This is a genomic window from Bacillus salacetis, assembly GCF_049177075.1.
GTDB lineage: Bacteria > Bacillota > Bacilli > Bacillales > Bacillaceae_B > Rossellomorea > Rossellomorea salacetis_A.
Genome location: NZ_CP185377.1, coordinates 3,782,792 through 3,798,116 on the forward strand (window position 1 = coordinate 3,782,792; position 15,325 = coordinate 3,798,116).

Annotated in this window: 15 protein-coding genes and 1 tRNA gene; 1 reads left to right on the plus strand and 15 read right to left on the minus strand. The window is 44.5% G+C overall.

The genetic code is table 11. The features are described from left to right. Positions 1-5: 5 nt before the first annotated feature. The 7 genes from ACOJQI_RS19770 to ACOJQI_RS19800 form a co-directional block, all read right to left on the minus strand. The gene (locus ACOJQI_RS19770; protein WP_421381309.1) at positions 6-1,190 is read right to left on the minus strand and encodes a phosphoglycerate kinase; all 1,185 of its coding nucleotides are present in this window, start codon (positions 1,188-1,190) and stop codon (positions 6-8) included. A gap of 189 nt (positions 1,191-1,379) precedes the next feature. Further along, positions 1,380-2,387: a type I glyceraldehyde-3-phosphate dehydrogenase gene (gene gap / locus ACOJQI_RS19775; protein ID WP_421381311.1), complete on the minus strand. Its 1,008-nt coding sequence runs from the start codon at positions 2,385-2,387 to the stop codon at positions 1,380-1,382. A gap of 60 nt (positions 2,388-2,447) precedes the next feature. Next, complete coding sequence (locus ACOJQI_RS19780) at positions 2,448-3,470, minus strand: sugar-binding transcriptional regulator (protein ID WP_421381313.1); 1,023 nt, start codon at positions 3,468-3,470, stop codon at positions 2,448-2,450. A 140-nt stretch (positions 3,471-3,610) separates the two neighbouring features. Beyond that, on the minus strand, positions 3,611-3,868 hold the full coding sequence (locus ACOJQI_RS19785; RefSeq protein ID WP_421381315.1) for a glutaredoxin family protein: 258 nt from the start codon (positions 3,866-3,868) through the stop codon (positions 3,611-3,613). Further along, positions 3,861-5,147: an RNA polymerase factor sigma-54 gene (rpoN, locus tag ACOJQI_RS19790; RefSeq protein WP_421381317.1), complete on the minus strand. Its 1,287-nt coding sequence runs from the start codon at positions 5,145-5,147 to the stop codon at positions 3,861-3,863. Before rpoN ends, ACOJQI_RS19785 begins: the two co-directional genes overlap by 8 nt. 162 nt (positions 5,148-5,309) lie before the next feature. After that, a complete protein-coding gene (locus ACOJQI_RS19795) occupies positions 5,310-5,975 on the minus strand; it encodes a DsbA family oxidoreductase (protein WP_421385521.1) in 666 nt (221 codons plus the stop codon). 183 nt (positions 5,976-6,158) lie between these two features. Then, positions 6,159-6,230 (minus strand) — tRNA-Arg (locus ACOJQI_RS19800). 912 nt (positions 6,231-7,142) lie between these two features. On the opposite strand from ACOJQI_RS19800, the gene clpP reads away from it, so the two are divergent. Continuing rightward, on the plus strand, positions 7,143-7,742 hold the full coding sequence (gene clpP, locus ACOJQI_RS19805) for an ATP-dependent Clp endopeptidase proteolytic subunit ClpP (RefSeq protein WP_421381319.1): 600 nt from the start codon (positions 7,143-7,145) through the stop codon (positions 7,740-7,742). Positions 7,743-7,791: 49 nt separating this feature from the next. Here the strand turns inward: clpP and ACOJQI_RS19810 are convergent, their stop codons facing one another. The 8 genes from ACOJQI_RS19810 to ACOJQI_RS19845 all read right to left on the minus strand — a co-directional run bounded on the left by ACOJQI_RS19810 (position 7,792) and on the right by ACOJQI_RS19845 (position 15,068). Beyond that, a complete protein-coding gene (locus ACOJQI_RS19810; protein WP_421381321.1) occupies positions 7,792-8,247 on the minus strand; it encodes a hypothetical protein in 456 nt (151 codons plus the stop codon). Between the two features lie 58 nt (positions 8,248-8,305). Beyond that, positions 8,306-8,563, minus strand: a complete 258-nt coding sequence (locus ACOJQI_RS19815) for an HPr family phosphocarrier protein (RefSeq protein WP_421381323.1) — start codon at positions 8,561-8,563, stop codon at positions 8,306-8,308. A gap of 31 nt (positions 8,564-8,594) precedes the next feature. After that, entirely contained in the window at positions 8,595-9,542 is a 948-nt protein-coding gene (whiA, locus tag ACOJQI_RS19820; protein WP_421381325.1) for a DNA-binding protein WhiA, read from the minus strand. Between the two features lie 88 nt (positions 9,543-9,630). Beyond that, on the minus strand, positions 9,631-10,611 hold the full coding sequence (locus ACOJQI_RS19825; RefSeq protein ID WP_421381327.1) for a gluconeogenesis factor YvcK family protein: 981 nt from the start codon (positions 10,609-10,611) through the stop codon (positions 9,631-9,633). Further along, complete coding sequence (gene rapZ / locus ACOJQI_RS19830) at positions 10,608-11,501, minus strand: RNase adapter RapZ (RefSeq protein WP_421381329.1); 894 nt, start codon at positions 11,499-11,501, stop codon at positions 10,608-10,610. The genes ACOJQI_RS19825 and rapZ overlap by 4 nt, the downstream gene beginning before the upstream one ends. 16 nt (positions 11,502-11,517) lie before the next feature. Beyond that, complete coding sequence (locus ACOJQI_RS19835) at positions 11,518-11,976, minus strand: 8-oxo-dGTP diphosphatase (protein ID WP_421381331.1); 459 nt, start codon at positions 11,974-11,976, stop codon at positions 11,518-11,520. Between the two features lie 431 nt (positions 11,977-12,407). Then, on the minus strand, positions 12,408-13,358 hold the full coding sequence (gene trxB / locus ACOJQI_RS19840) for a thioredoxin-disulfide reductase (protein WP_421381333.1): 951 nt from the start codon (positions 13,356-13,358) through the stop codon (positions 12,408-12,410). 195 nt (positions 13,359-13,553) lie between these two features. Next, complete coding sequence (locus ACOJQI_RS19845; protein WP_421381335.1) at positions 13,554-15,068, minus strand: tetratricopeptide repeat protein; 1,515 nt, start codon at positions 15,066-15,068, stop codon at positions 13,554-13,556. Positions 15,069-15,325 lie beyond the last annotated feature (257 nt).

The following is a 15,325-nucleotide window of genomic DNA, read 5'->3' on the forward strand; positions in this document are numbered from 1 at the left end:
TTTCCTTACTTGTCATTAAGTGCTGCTACCCCAGGAAGTTCTTTGCCTTCCATGAATTCAAGGGATGCACCGCCGCCAGTAGAAATATGGCTCATTTTATCAGCTAGGTCGAATTTTTCAACCGCTGCGGCTGAATCTCCTCCGCCAATGACAGAATATGTATCTGCAGCATCGGCTAAAGCTTGAGCAACGGCTTTTGTGCCATTTGCAAACTTTTCAAGTTCAAATACGCCCATTGGTCCGTTCCAGATGACCAGACGGGAATCTTTAATGACACTTGCATATTGCTCCTGTGTTTTTGGACCGATGTCCAGCGCTTCCCAGTCAGAAGGAATCTCTTCGATTGCCACGACTTTCGTGTTGGCATCATTAGAGAAGTCGTCTGCAACAACCACGTCAACCGGCATATAGAATTTGACGCCTTTGTCTTCTGCTTTTTTCATGAATTCTTTCGCTAAATCTATTTTATCTTCTTCAAGCAGGGACTTTCCAACCTCATGGCCTTGTGCTTTTACGAATGTATAAGCGAGTCCTCCGCCGATGATTAAGTTATCCACTTTATCCAGCAGGTTATCAATGACACCGATTTTATCTTTAACCTTCGCGCCGCCGATGATAGCAGTGAAAGGTCTTTCAGGTGTTGTCAATGCTTTCCCCAGGACTTCAAGTTCTTTTTCAAGAAGGTAGCCTGCAACTGCCGGAAGGTGTTCTGCGACTCCCGCTGTGGAAGCGTGCGCTCTGTGAGCAGCTCCGAATGCGTCATTCACATAGACATCCGCTAATGCAGCAAATTCTTTGGCAAGCTCAGGGTCATTTTTCGTTTCACCTGGGTAGAAGCGAACATTCTCAAGAAGCAATACGTCGCCATCGCTCATTTTTTCGATCTCAGCTTTTACAGTATCTCCGTAAGCTTCATCGGTTTTCGCTACATTTTTCCGAAGCAGCTCGGAAAGTCGGGCTGCAACCGGAGTCAGTCTCAATTCTTCAACAACCTGGCCTTTTGGACGTCCGAGATGGCTGGCAAGAATGACCTTTGCTCCCTGCTCAGATAGGTATTGAATTGTTGGAAGTGCGGCTTTGATACGAGTTTCATCCGTCACTTTTCCTTCGCTCATTGGCACATTGAAGTCCACGCGGCAGAATACGCGCTTACCTTTCAAATCGATATCCTTGATTGTTTTCTTGTTCATTTCAAAAGGCCTCCTTCTGGATAATCGGGGCAGAATCCCGTTTTGTTATGAAAAAGAAGAGCGGGGAATCCTCCCCGCTCCCCTTCATCCCATTTCATTATAGATGCTGGGACATAATTTATCCAACATAAATATGGAAAAATTATGTCACATTTCATCATTTAGGATATCACATTTATTTTCAGTATCTTACAGACCTTTAGAAGCGATGTAATCAACAAGGTCTACAACACGGTGAGAATATCCGCTTTCGTTGTCGTACCAAGAGATAACTTTAACCATGTTGCCTTCCATAACCATTGTGGAAAGAGCATCGATAGTAGAAGAATCAGGGTTGCCATTGTAGTCGCCTGATACAAGCGGCTCTTCACTGTAACCAAGGATTCCTTTAAGGTCGCCCTCAGAAGCTTGTTTGAACGCATTGTTTACGTCTTCAACAGTAACTTCTTTGTCAAGCTCAGCAACAAGGTCAACAAGAGATACGTTTGGAGTCGGAACACGCATTGCGCCGCCGTTCAGCTTGCCTTCAAGTTCTGGAAGAACAAGAGAAACCGCTTTTGCAGCACCAGTTGTAGTCGGGATGATGTTTTCAGCAGCTGCACGGGCACGACGGTAGTCTTTGTGCGGCAGGTCAAGGATCTGCTGGTCATTTGTGTAAGAGTGAACTGTTGTCATCATTCCGCGTTTGATACCGAACTTGTCGTTCAATACTTTCGCGAATGGTGCAAGACAGTTTGTTGTACAAGAAGCATTAGAAATTACATCATGGCTTCCTGCATCGTATTTGTCTTCGTTAACACCCATAACAATCGTGATGTCTTCATCAGAAGCCGGAGCAGAGATGATGACTTTCTTAGCGCCTGCTTCGATGTGTTTCGCAGCATCTGCGCGCTTAGTGAAACGGCCAGTAGATTCAACTACTACGTCCACGCCAAGATCTCCCCATCCAAGTTGTGCAGGGTCGCGTTCAGCAAGAACTTTGATCTTTTTGCCGCCGACAACAAGGCTGTCACCGTCAACTGTCACTTCTTGATCAAGCTTTCCGTGGATGCTGTCATATTGTAAAAGGTGAGCAAGCATGTTTGCGTCCGTCAAGTCATTGACTGCTACAACCTCAACGTTATCATTTTTTAAAGATGCGCGGAAAACATTACGTCCGATACGTCCAAATCCGTTAATTCCAACTTTTACTGTCATGAATAAAGTCCTCCTTTAGATGGTTAAGGAAATTTTTAATATTATATATTTCAAAAGGTATTACCCTTTTAAAAGCTCTTTCGCCGCACCTTCATCCGTTATCAAAATCGTAGAATGAGGCACGCTTTTGAAATAGGCGCGAATCGCCTTTGCCTTTGAACGGCCGCCCGCGACCGCAATGACATTCGATTTGTTACTTAGGTCTTCCAGCTGCAGGCCTACAGTCGTCACTTTATGTACGACTTCGCCTTCTTCGTTAAAATAATAACCAAAGGCTTCCCCGACTGAATTTCCCGCAAGGATCTTGTTGAAGACCTCTTCACTGGTTTTCCGGCGTTCGGCCATTGTGACCGCGTCACCGATCCCGTGAAGAACGATATTGGCAGACTTGATGAGGCTTAACACGTCCTTGATATCAGGTTCTTTTATAAAAGATTTATACACTTCTGTGCTTACCTGATCAGGGACATAGAGCACCCGGTGTTTTGCACCCGTTCTCTCCGCCATTTTAGCGCATATCGTATTGGCTTGATTTTTCACATCTTCACCGATACCGCCTCTTGCCGGAACGAATAATACTTCGCTTTTTGAAAATTCCGGTGTCAGTTTCTCAGCAACAGCCGCCATCGTAGATCCTCCGGTTACTGCGATGATATTATCTCCAACCAAAAGGTCTTTCATACGCATTGCTGCCGATCTGCCTAATTCTTCTTTTACCCAGGGAGACTCATCACTATTCCCAGGAACGATAAAAATTTCATGCAGGTTGAGCAAGGACTTCAGTTCCTTTTCCATGGAATCGATTCCCGTTATCTCCCTCATCATGTCAGCTGTCTTTCTTAGAAGCAGTTCTCCTTCAATTGTGATGATCATTCCTGACGATTTGATCTCAATAAGATCTTGGTCCTTCAGGAATTCCACTTCACTTCTCAGGACTCTTTCTGTCATCCCGAGTGACTGAGCCAGGCTCCTTCTGCCGACAGGCTGCATTAATCGTACCGATTTGAGAATTTGATGTCTTTTTTGCATAACCTGGAGCAGGTCTGGTAATAATCGTTTTTGTATGTCAATGATCGATTCCATCAAAAAGCTCCTTCAAGTTATTTAGCTGGACTCGATACGTCCCTCATAGACATATTATGTCCCACTTGCCGCAAAAAAAATTCATCCCTGCTTTCAAGCTAAGTTTAGCAAGGGATGAAGTAAAATTCAACTATAAAACCTCATGATTTTTCTTGTAAACGTTTACTTAGAGTAAAATAATCAATTTGCCCATATTGGACAATTTCACCGCCGACTTCGACCACCGGGATCATCAGACCGAAACGCTCTGTAAGCTCGTCACTTTTGTCAATAGCAATCTCGTTCAATTCGAATGGGATATCTTCTTTTACAAGCTTCAGCATGAGCTTCGCATCCTCACATAGATGACACTGGTCTCTTGTGTAAAAGTTGACTTGGGGCATATGTTTTTCAATCATATCTTTTTCTCCTTGTAGATGAAGGTATGTTGAGTTGATCTCTATACTTCGCGATCGTCCTTCTGGAAACCTTCATTCCTTTATCCTTTAACTTGACGGCGATCGCCTGGTCAGATAAGGGCTTTTTCTTATCTTCCTGGTTCACCATCTGCAGAATCTCTGCTTTGACTCCTTCTGAAGAAGCAGAATCCTCATCTTTTCCAACACCGCTGACAAATAAGGATTTCATTTCAAAAGTGCCATAAGGCGTGCCCATGTATTTCCCTCTGACAGCCCTGCTGATCGTAGATTCATGCACTCCTATTTTCTCCGCCACTTCTTTTAATGTCAAAGGTTTCAGCTCCTTTGGACCATACCTGAAAAAGCCCTCCTGCCTTTCTATAAGACATTTCCCCACTTTGATCAAGGTTGTCTTACGCTGGTCGAGCATTTTGAGGATCCATTGAAACTCCTGTTTTTTATCCCGGAGGAACTTCAAGCCGTCCCTGTCCTGAGAAGAAGAGATCAAGTCATCATACTCTCTGTTGTATTTGATTTTCATGACACTGCCGTCTACCAGTTGCACTTCCAACCCTTCTTCACTGTGAGTGACAACCATCTCGGGGCGGATGTACTGGGGTGGCTCTGCTGCGAACCTTGCTCCCGGCCGCGGGTTCAGTGTTTTCACATAATCAGCTGTTGTTTGAATATCAGCCAGAGTGATATCCAGCTCCTTCGTAATTCTTTTCCATGTCTTTTCACAAAAGTTCACAAAGTGATGTTCAATGATTGGATATGCATGCTCAGGAGCTTTCATGTCCATCCCAATCTGAAGAAGAAGGCATTCCTTTAAATTTCTTGCCCCGATGCCGGCGGGTTCCAAACTCTGAAGCAACTCTATATATTTTGATAGGTTAGGTATCTTAAAGAGGCTTTCCACATTGGTCGGCAGGTAGCCATTCTCATCCAGACTGTCAAATAACAGGGACAAGTGTTGGCGGTCCTGATGGGTAAGCGTTTTCAAATCAAGCTGCGATGTAAGGTGCTCCCATAGCGAAGACTGCTGTACAGCCACCTCTTCTATCCAGTCAATACTCGTTCCGTTGTGCGGGCGGTTTCTATACCGTTCTTCGTAGGGAACAGATTCAAGCTGAAGAAGCGGGTTCTCCAGGGCTTTGTTCTCCAAATACTCATTCAATTCCTGGGAGGAATACTGCAGCAATTCAATTGCCTGTGTCAGCTGCTGAGTCATATTCAGTTTCAATGATTGCCGCTGCCATAATCCGGTATTGAGCTTCATTCGTGATCCCTCCTCTCCTTATTCTACAACAGAAAGGAAGGTTCGTGTATGGAAATAAGTACATGCGTAAGGGAGAAATCGATTGGGGTAATAAGATTTTTCAAAAAAACCAGCCCCTAAATTCCTGCTTGCAGGAGTCTGGGCTGGTTTTGTTATTAGAGGTTATTTTTTAGGGATCTCGCAGCCGTTTTCGTCACAGACGACTCCGTCTTCATTGTCGCTGTTCAGAATGGTGATTTTGTTTTCATCTTCTGCGATGACTTTTTTCAACGCCTGAACAAATACCTCAGTTGGCTGGGCACCTGTAAGAGCGTACTTCTGATTGATCAGATAGAAAGGAACACCTGACACGCCGATCTGCTGTGCAGCCTGCTCGTCGGCACGGACGGCGTCTGCCATCTCATCGCTTGCCAGCATCTGCTGGACAGCTTCACGGTCCAATCCTGTTTCAACCGCAAGCTCTGTCAATGTTTCATGATCACCAATATGCTTAGATTCAGTGAAGAACGCTTTTAGAATACGTTCCGTCATCTCTTTCATAAGGCCCTTTGTTTTTGCAAACATCACCAAACGGTGTGCATCAAAGGTATTGGTTAAGATCATCGTATCCATTTGATAGTCCAAGCCAACCTCTTTCGCCATGTTTACCATGTTTTGAGTATTGGCTTTGGCCTGATCTATACTCATGCCGTATTTCTTGGCGAGTTTCTCGTAAATATTTTCATTTATATCCCGCTCTGCTGTCGGATCCAGTTCAAAGCATCTGTATGTCACTTCGATTGGATGGTCAATCTGCTTAATGGCGTCCTCCAGACGCCTTTTGCCAATATAGCAGAATGGTCAAGCAAAGTCTGTCCACATTTCAATGTGCATGTTAATCCCTCCAAATCATTATTCACCTATAGTATAGATTGTGCGTTTGGATTTTACACGTGATTTGCTTGCAGCAATGGCAGGTTGAAAATAGAAAAAGCCCCTGCACTGAAAAAACAGCGCAGAGGCTTTTGGCAACGCCCTCGGAGGGAATCGAACCCCCATTTTAAGAACCGGAATCTTACGTGCTATCCGTTGCACCACGAGGGCAAACTGTACGATAAGCGTACGATAACCTATTATAGTCCAGAACCAGAGGAAATGCAATAGGTTTTAAGGGAGAGAGTTTGTGAGTACAGTGGTGTCGCTTGATACCTGGCCGTAAATTTACTTTTCGGCCCAATGAGATTTTAATATACTCTGGTTACTGGCCCGAAGTTTGGGTTACCGGGCCATTGAGATTCAAAAACTTCAGTAACATTGGCCCGTAAATCGAATTATCGGCCCAATAAGATTCTGAATTGTGCGTGATACTGGCCCGCAAATTGGTATTTCGGACCAATGAGATTTAAAAACCTACATGTTATTGGCCCATAAAATGGCTTACCTGACCAATGAGATTCTATAATTCGCTTGATACCGGTCCACAAAGTCCACTACCGAGCCCTTTGTAGATTGCAGCGGAGGGTACCCGACCTCCTGCGGGATTAGCGGGACAGGTGAGACCCCACAGGCGAAGCCGAGGAGGCCAATCCAGTTCCTGCAGCCAGCGACTAGCAGATTTCGGTCTCTCTCCTTGCGATAAGTCATCATCGAATCGCTTCGCTCTTCGTGATTCCTTTATCTCATGCGCGAGCCCTCCAATCTGTACGTCGCTAATCGGCTGCTTCCACCTTTTAATTCACCGCCCGCCCCGCGGAGTCGGGCACCCGCAGCGGAAATCATTAAATATCTTTTTTAGATTATTTATAACACAAAAAACAAACAATAATCTTTTATTCATCATTCGCATAGTTTAAAAAAGGAATGGATGGGTATCATGTAGAAAGGATTGTCGAGGGAAAAATTAGCTTTAAGAGGGTTAATTGTTTGACCTTTATTGACCAACTGGTGTATTATATCAGTACATAAAGTATTTGTATGTTTCAAACATAACATTAATTGATCGAAGGAGGAAATAAGATGAACTTAATTCCGACAGTTATTGAACAAACAAACCGCGGTGAGCGTGCGTATGACATTTACTCCCGTCTTCTAAAAGACCGCGTTATCATGCTGGGAAGCGGCATTGATGATAATGTTGCCAACTCCATCGTTGCGCAATTGCTTTTCCTTGAATCAGAGAATCCTGAAAAAGATATCTCCATTTACATCAACAGCCCTGGCGGAAGCATCACAGCCGGTATGGCTATCTACGATACAATCCAGTACATCAAGCCTGACGTACAAACGATTTGTATCGGTATGGCTGCATCAATGGGTGCATTCCTTCTTGCAGCAGGTGCTAAAGGAAAACGCCTTGCCCTTCCGAATGCTGAGGTTATGATCCATCAGCCGCTTGGAGGAGCACAAGGTCAAGCGACAGAAATCGAGATCGCTGCAAAACGCATCTTGTTCTTGCGTGAAAAGCTGAACCAAATTCTTTCTGACCGTACTGGCCAGCCTCTTGAAGTTATCTCAAAAGATACAGACCGCGACAACTTCATGACAGCGGAAAGAGCCCTTGAATACGGTTTGATCGATCGTATCATCACTAGCAACGAAATGAACGATAACAAATAATATCAATACAAAAAGAGCATCCGTCCATCGGGTGCTCTTTTTTATTGCTTCATATTTTCGACAGCTTAGTTGCAATTATTTCTGAGCTGCTCATAAAGTTATAGATTAAGACGATAGAAATGACCAGCAGCAAAATCAAATAAATAACGGTAAATACTCTTGAATTCACGTTAAATGGTCTTTCTTCCGGCTTTATCATCCATATCAGACCAACAAATAGTGCAGGTATAATAAACAAACTCAAACGCCAAAGGGAGTGCAAGTCATCAATATACATCCCTGTTAATACCACTTCTATTCTGTCTTGGTCATTGAGGTATGTAAAATCGTATTGGCGGGTCTCTTTTATAAAAACACCTTTAGTAATCGTTGCTTCTTGGCTCTCTATGTCAAATTCGTATTGGTATCCAGTCGGATATACATCAAATGCAATATAAGCAAGAGCCATTAAACAGAAGCCCAAACTATATAAAACTAGAGATCTCCTCCACTTGTTTTGAATCATTCTTACCTCCCCTCTCCAAAAACAAAAACCCCACCTTATAAAAAGATGGAGTCTCCAATCAGCTTTCTTTCTGCACAAATTCCGTAAGGTGCTTTACCGCTTCTTCTTCATCAGTGCCGTCGGCGATCAAAGTGATTTCTGTGCCGGAGCTTACTGCAAGGCTCATTAAGCCCATGATGCTTTTGGCGTTAACCTTCTTGCCGTTTCTTTCCAAGAATACTTCAGATGAGAAGCGGTTGGCTTCCTGCACGAATAGAGCGGCCGGGCGGGCTTGCAGGCCAGTTTTTAATTTTACCTCTACTTTTTGTTCAATCATGGTTCCTTCTCCCCTTTGTCCATATATGTTTTTAATGCTTTACTTTTTCTCCGGAACGCAGTTTGTCTGCGATTTCATCTATTTTACGGAGTCTATGGTTGATGCCTGACTTGCTGATGGTTCCCCCTGATACCATTTCCCCAAGTTCTTTCAACGTGACGTCTTGATAGGTGACTCTCAGTTCAGCAATCTCTCTGAGTTTGTCCGGCAGGATTTGCAATCCGGCTGTCTGCTCTATATATCGGATGTTTTCGACCTGCCTTAAAGCCGCACCGATTGTTTTGTTCAGATTGGCTGTTTCACAGTTTACAAGCCTGTTCACTGAGTTTCTCATATCCCTGACGATCCGTACGTCTTCGAATCGCAGCAATGCACCATGGGCACCTACCACATTCAAAAATTCAGTGATTTTTTCTGCCTCTTTAAGATATGTGATGAATCCCTTTTTGCGTTCCAATGTTTTGCTGTTCAATCCGAAGCTGTTCATCACCTGTGAAAGAGCTTCATTATGCTCTTGGTACAGCGAGAAGATTTCCAGGTGGTAAGAAGAGGTTTCCGGATTGTTGACCGAGCCTCCAGCCAGGAAGGCCCCGCGTAAGTATGAACGGCGGCAGCACTTCTTGTGGATGAGCTGTGCAGAGATATCATGGATGATCGTGAATCCCTCTCCAAGAATGTGGAGATCTTCCAAAATTTCTTTCGTGTCCTCATTCAGGCGTACGATGTAAATGTTATTCTTTTTAAGCCTCATTTTTTTACGCACCAAAAGTTCGACCGGAGTATCATAGTTTTTCTTAATCAAAGAATAGATACGCCTTGCGATCGCAGCATTTTCAGTCTGGATATTGACGATCAGGGATCTGTTGGCAAAAGACAGTGATCCGTTCATTCTGATCAAAGCCGATAACTCTGCTTTCGAGCAGCAATCCTTCAAGTCGAGATTGGTTAATTCTTTTTTGGTTACAGACGCAAACGACATCTCTTCACCTCCCTAAGACAAACGCTTGCACTTCTTGCGTAAGCCCTGCCGTTCTTTTCAACTGCTTTGACAACAGTATCATTTTAGTTTATTCAGTACTTTTCAGATTGGATTTATCAATGAGAGAAAAAATAATCTCCGCTACTCTGCCGGTATCATGGCGAATGACGCCTTCATAATAAGAAATGATCTCATCTTCAATGACATTCAATCCCATTGCAGACAATCGCTCAAAATCAAATATGACCGGCTTCGCCATTTCCTCCTCGTAACGGGCTTCAATTTCCTGAGGAACTTGTTCATTGTTGACGATGATCGTGTCAATGAACCCGTCATGGAGATGGTCGTAGATGGCTTTTACATGATCGCTTGCCGTAAAATCGAGCGTCTCCCCCGCCTGGGTCATCAGATTGCAAATATACACTTTCTGTGCCTTTGAATGGCTGACTTCCTTCCCGATTTCCGGAACCAGCAGATTAGGCAGGATACTTGTGTATAAGCTTCCGGGACCAATCACGATCAAGTCCGCTTCCCTGATGGCCCTAATCGTTTCCGCAACCGGGATGATGGTGCCAGGTGTCAAAAAGACCCTCTTGATCTTTTTGCCTGAGAATGGAATTTTCGATTCTCCCGTGACAATCGTTCCGTCTTCCATCTCTGCATTCAATACAACGCTTTGATTGGCAGAAGGAAGGACTTTCCCTTTCACATTAAGGACCCTGCTCATTTCCTGGATGGCATGGACAAAATCGCCGGTGATTGATGTGAAGGCTGCGAGGATCAGGTTTCCAAGCGAATGGCCGGATAATTCATTGGATGTCTCAAACCGGTGCTGAAACATCTGCTCGATCAAGGGTTCTACCTCTGACAGAGCTGCAATGACATTCCGGATGTCGCCCGGGGGCGGTACGTTCAGATCATCTCTCAGACGCCCGGAACTTCCGCCATCGTCAGCCACCGTCACAATGGCCGTTATATCTAAAGGATATGTCTTTAGTCCTCTAAGAAGAACAGGCAGTCCTGTTCCGCCGCCAATGATGACTACCTTTGGGTCGCTGTTCTTCTTCATGTCAGAGGTTCCCGTTTCTTCTGGATATCTCTGTGCGTGATTTTTGTCGTGTAATCATTTTCAAAATGATGGCCGATATATTCAGCTAATGCCACAGACCGGTGCTGTCCGCCTGTACAGCCGATGGCGATGACAAGCTGGCTCTTTCCTTCACGCTTATAGTGCGGCAGCATAAACGTGAGGAGATCAGTGACTTTTTCAAGGAATTTCTGCGTTTCGCTCCATTTAAGGACATACTTCGAGACATCCTCTTCCAAGCCTGTCCTCGGCCTCATATGTTCAATGTAGTGCGGGTTGGGCAGGAACCTCACATCAAACACAAGGTCAGCGTCGATCGGGATTCCATGCTTAAAGCCGAAGGAAATAACATTGACGGTGAAAATGGATCGTTTGTTTACAGAGAATTCCTGGAGGATTTTTTCCCTGAGTTCTCTCGGCTTCATTGCTGAAGTATTATAGATTGTTTGCGCACGGCCTTTTAATTCTTCCAAAAGAAGTCTTTCCTGCTTGATCCCTTCCATCGGCAAACCTGAAGGAGCAAGCGGATGTGACCGTCGCGTTTCTTTATAACGTCTGACCAGGGCAGAATCATCGGCATCAAGATATAGGATCTGCGGTGTCACCCAGGAGGTTTCGGCCATATCATCAAGTGCCTGGATCAGGTGATCGAAAAACTCCCGTCCTCTCAGGTCCATTCCCAAAGCGACTTTGTTCATCTTTGTCCCTGATTCTTTCATCAATTCAAGGAATTTCGGAAGCAGAGTAGGCGGCAGGTTATCTACACAGAAAAACCCCAAATCTTCAAAGCTTTGAATGGCAACGGTCTTGCCTGCACCCGACATGCCTGTAATGATCACCAATTGACCATCATTTGTTGAACCTATACTCATTTCTCTTCCCCCTTGATTAACTTGGATCTAATTTATATGCCAGTAATTTAAAGTCTGGTGTGTATGTAAAGGTTCCGTATATCGTGCCTTTTCCATGTACCATGTATTCAAGAATGTGGCGGTCTCCTTCAGCCATGGGCAGATTCTTGATTTCATCAAATTCATGCCACTCCAGGATGCCTTCTTCACATTCTGTAAGATTGACTCCATCAGCTTCAGTAGCGAAAAAGGTAAACATCATCCACTCTGAAACGATTTTGTCGCCGTCTTTTATAATAAAAGTAAAAATCCCTTTGAGCTGAGGATTGCGCAGATAAATTCCTGTTTCTTCACGATATTCCCTGATGACAGCATCACGGATCGATTCTCCCTGCTCCATTTTTCCGCCTGGTGCCACCCACCAGTTTCGGCGCGGTTTCTGGAGAAGAAGAACTTTATCTTCGTTCATATATAAACAATTTGTCACTCGCTGCATTCATTTCACCTCAAGCTTTACATCTGTTAGCGTTGCTCTTTATTATACTATGATTGTACCTCACCTACAATGTTCGAACATTTACCATATGCTTTACCGCATTAACGCACTAAGAGGGACAGTCCCTCTTAGTGCGTTAATGCGGTAAAGGATCAGGGCAAAAAAAAGAGACACAGGCGATTCCTGTGTCTAACAAGGGATTTATTTCTTAAAAGGGGGTCAATTTCTTATTATCTATGATACCCGGATTGTGTTTCACTAGTGTTACAGTACGTTTAAGGTGTGATTACGGTTTGTTAATTATTTCTAAACAAGATTCTGTAATTTTTGACATGCCTTGTCGAAAAAGGAGAGCCCTTGTAATTCAAGGGCTCTTCCCGTTTTCAGCATAGAATCGCTGACGATTATTCGACAAGCAGTTTTTCGACAGATTACTTCTTCTCTGCCAATTTTTCTACAAGTTCTTCAACGTAATGTTGTGCTGCTTGAGCAGCTACACTTCCGTCACCCGTTGCGGTTACGATCTGGCGGAGCATTTTTTCACGGACGTCTCCGGCAGCAAAGATTCCAGGGATCTTTGTTTCCATTCTGTCGTTCGTTTCAATGTAGCCCATATCGTTTGTAATACCAAGGTCTTTGAATGGTTTTGTCAAAGGAAGCATTCCAATGTAAATGAACACACCGTCTGCATCGAATGGTTTTTCTTCGCCATTTTCAGTCGATACCAATGTGACGCTTCCGACTTTGCCGTCCTTTTCATTGATCTCTTTTACCGTATGATTCCAGATGAACTCCACCTTGTCGTTATTGAAGGCACGGTCCTGAAGGATCTTTTGGGCACGAAGCTCGTCACGGCGGTGGACAATCGTCACCTTGTTCGCGAAGCGAGTCAGGTAAACACCCTCCTCAACAGCAGAGTCTCCGCCTCCGACAACCACTAGGTCTTTTCCTTTAAAGAATGCCCCGTCGCAAACCGCGCAGTAAGATACACCGCGGCCGCCAAGTTCGTTTTCACCCGGCACGCCAAGTTTTTTCCACTCAGCACCTGTAGAGATGATGACAGCACGTGCCTTATACTCTTTAGCACCCGCTTTAATCGTCTTGTATTCTTCACCGTCTACAATTTCCTTGATGTCGCCGTATGCATATTCAGCGCCGAACGCCTTTGCATGCTCGAACATTTTGTTGGAAAGGTCCGGTCCAAGAATATGATCGAAACCAGGATAGTTCTCGACTTCCTCCGTGTTGGCCATTTGGCCGCCCGGGATACCGCGTTCCAGCATTAAAGTGGAAAGGGCCGCGCGGGATGTATATACTGCAGCTGTCATACCGGCCGGGCCGGCGCCAACGATAATGACATCATAAATTTTTTCTTCTGACATAATGAACACTCCTTTAATCGAAGTCTACCTTACAGAAATGGAACATGTTTTTTCATAAAAAAAGAAAGAGCAAACGATTTTCACTCTATCTTCATTCACACTTCACTCATCTCTGTAAATACAGATATCTAGTAGTATTTCCTATCTACTCATATCCTATAAAAAGGAGAGCATATTCGTCCATGAATATGCTCATTACTGCAGATAGGCTTCCACTATTTCCAAATATTTGTTCAGAGTGCCTGTCGTGATTCCATATTTACCTGAAATTAGGGTCTTTGTTTTTTTGTCTCCCCTTAGCCTGTGCCAGATATATTCCGTTGCGGCGGCACAAGCTTTGGCATTTTTCAATGACTTTTCCGCCTCAAGCAATTTGCATGCGATTCCAAACCATGTCAGGAACAAACCGGAATCCACAGCGCTGATCGGGTGATGCCTTTCATACAGCTCTATGGCTGTTTCATGGACATGCTTAATCATTTGGCTGCCTTTGATCGCTTTTCTGGAATCTGCATTCAGGATTTCAGCCAGATAAAGCTTTTCCGAAAAAGTAAAATCATCCACTGCGCCAAAGTCAGTATGTGTCAGAACATCCTTTTGGTGCTTGGAGACCGAAATCAGGAACAGTCCGAACAGCCTCTCTTCCGGATATTCGCTTTTCAGCTTTTTCAAAATGGACGAGACGTGATTTTCAAATCCTTCATTTTGTGAATGATCATCATTCCACGGCTCCGATCCCGCTTTTTCCGGATTCTCTTCCAGAACCCTTTTCCAGGCTTGCTCCGCGGTCTGCTCGTGCCCTGTGTGGTATGCAGCATGCGAAAGCCAGTAATAAAAACTCGCATCCCCGTGGAATCCTTGCTTTTGCAGCGATTTTAACCACTCGTATGCTTTTTCATTGCGGCCAATCAAGGCGAACGTGGCTCCAAGCTTATAACGCTGCTCAAAATGGAACGGACGGATTTTTTCAAGTCCCTCCATCAGTTCCTGCAGTTCTTCGTGCCTTTGCTGGTAAAAATAAAAGACAGCCGTGTTGCAAAGAGCATGAAGGTTTCCAGGATTTTTCTCCAGAACTTCTTCAAGTGTTGCGGCCGCTTTTTCCGTATTGCCAAGGTAAAAGTGCGCAAGCGCCAGGTTGTTGTAGGCAGACCAGTATTCTGGGTAATCCTGAATCACCTGCTCCAGGAGATCGACTGCCTTTTGAAAGTTTCCTGACTCCAGGAGGTTTCTTGCTTTTTCCTGGTTGGCGATCAGCTCATCATGTTCATAAAGCGTGTCCAGTGCCTCGTCCGAATCGAGCTCAAGGATCTCCAACAGTTCTTCAGCATCTTCACTGAATTCCCCGTACTCTTCTTTTTCCAAGTAGTTCGTCACGTGCGTGTAGGCTTCTTTGAACAGTCCAAGATGTGCGTAATTATTGGCTAAAAAGTAATGACATTCCGTCATATGCGGATCCAGGCTGTCGATGATCAAATGCAGCAGCTGGTTGGATTGTGTGTATTCGCCCATTTCCGTATGCACGATGGAAAGCTGGCAGGCGATCATCGGCTCTAACGGCTCAAGCTGAAGGGCGCGGTTAAGATATTTTTGGGATTTATTTAATTCCCTGCGGTGGTAAGCCTTGATTCCTTTGTTGAAATAGTACTCACCTGTGGGTACAAATGATAAAATTTTGCTTTTATCGTTTCTTGCATTTGAACCTTTTCTCATGAAAGTCCTCCGAAACGTATAGATTAACTACAGTAGTATAACATACATATTTCAGTTGCTAAACCACTGCCGAAGGATATTTTCTGGAAATAATTAATGTGAGGTGATTTCCGCTCCAGGTGTACGACTCCGCGGGGCGGGCGGTGAGCCTCCTCGGCTGCGCCTGCGGGGTCTCACCTGTCCCGCTTGTCCCGCAGGAGATCGTACACCTTCCGCTTCAATCAACAAAATTACTGTTTCTGAAAAGCTTTTTCAAT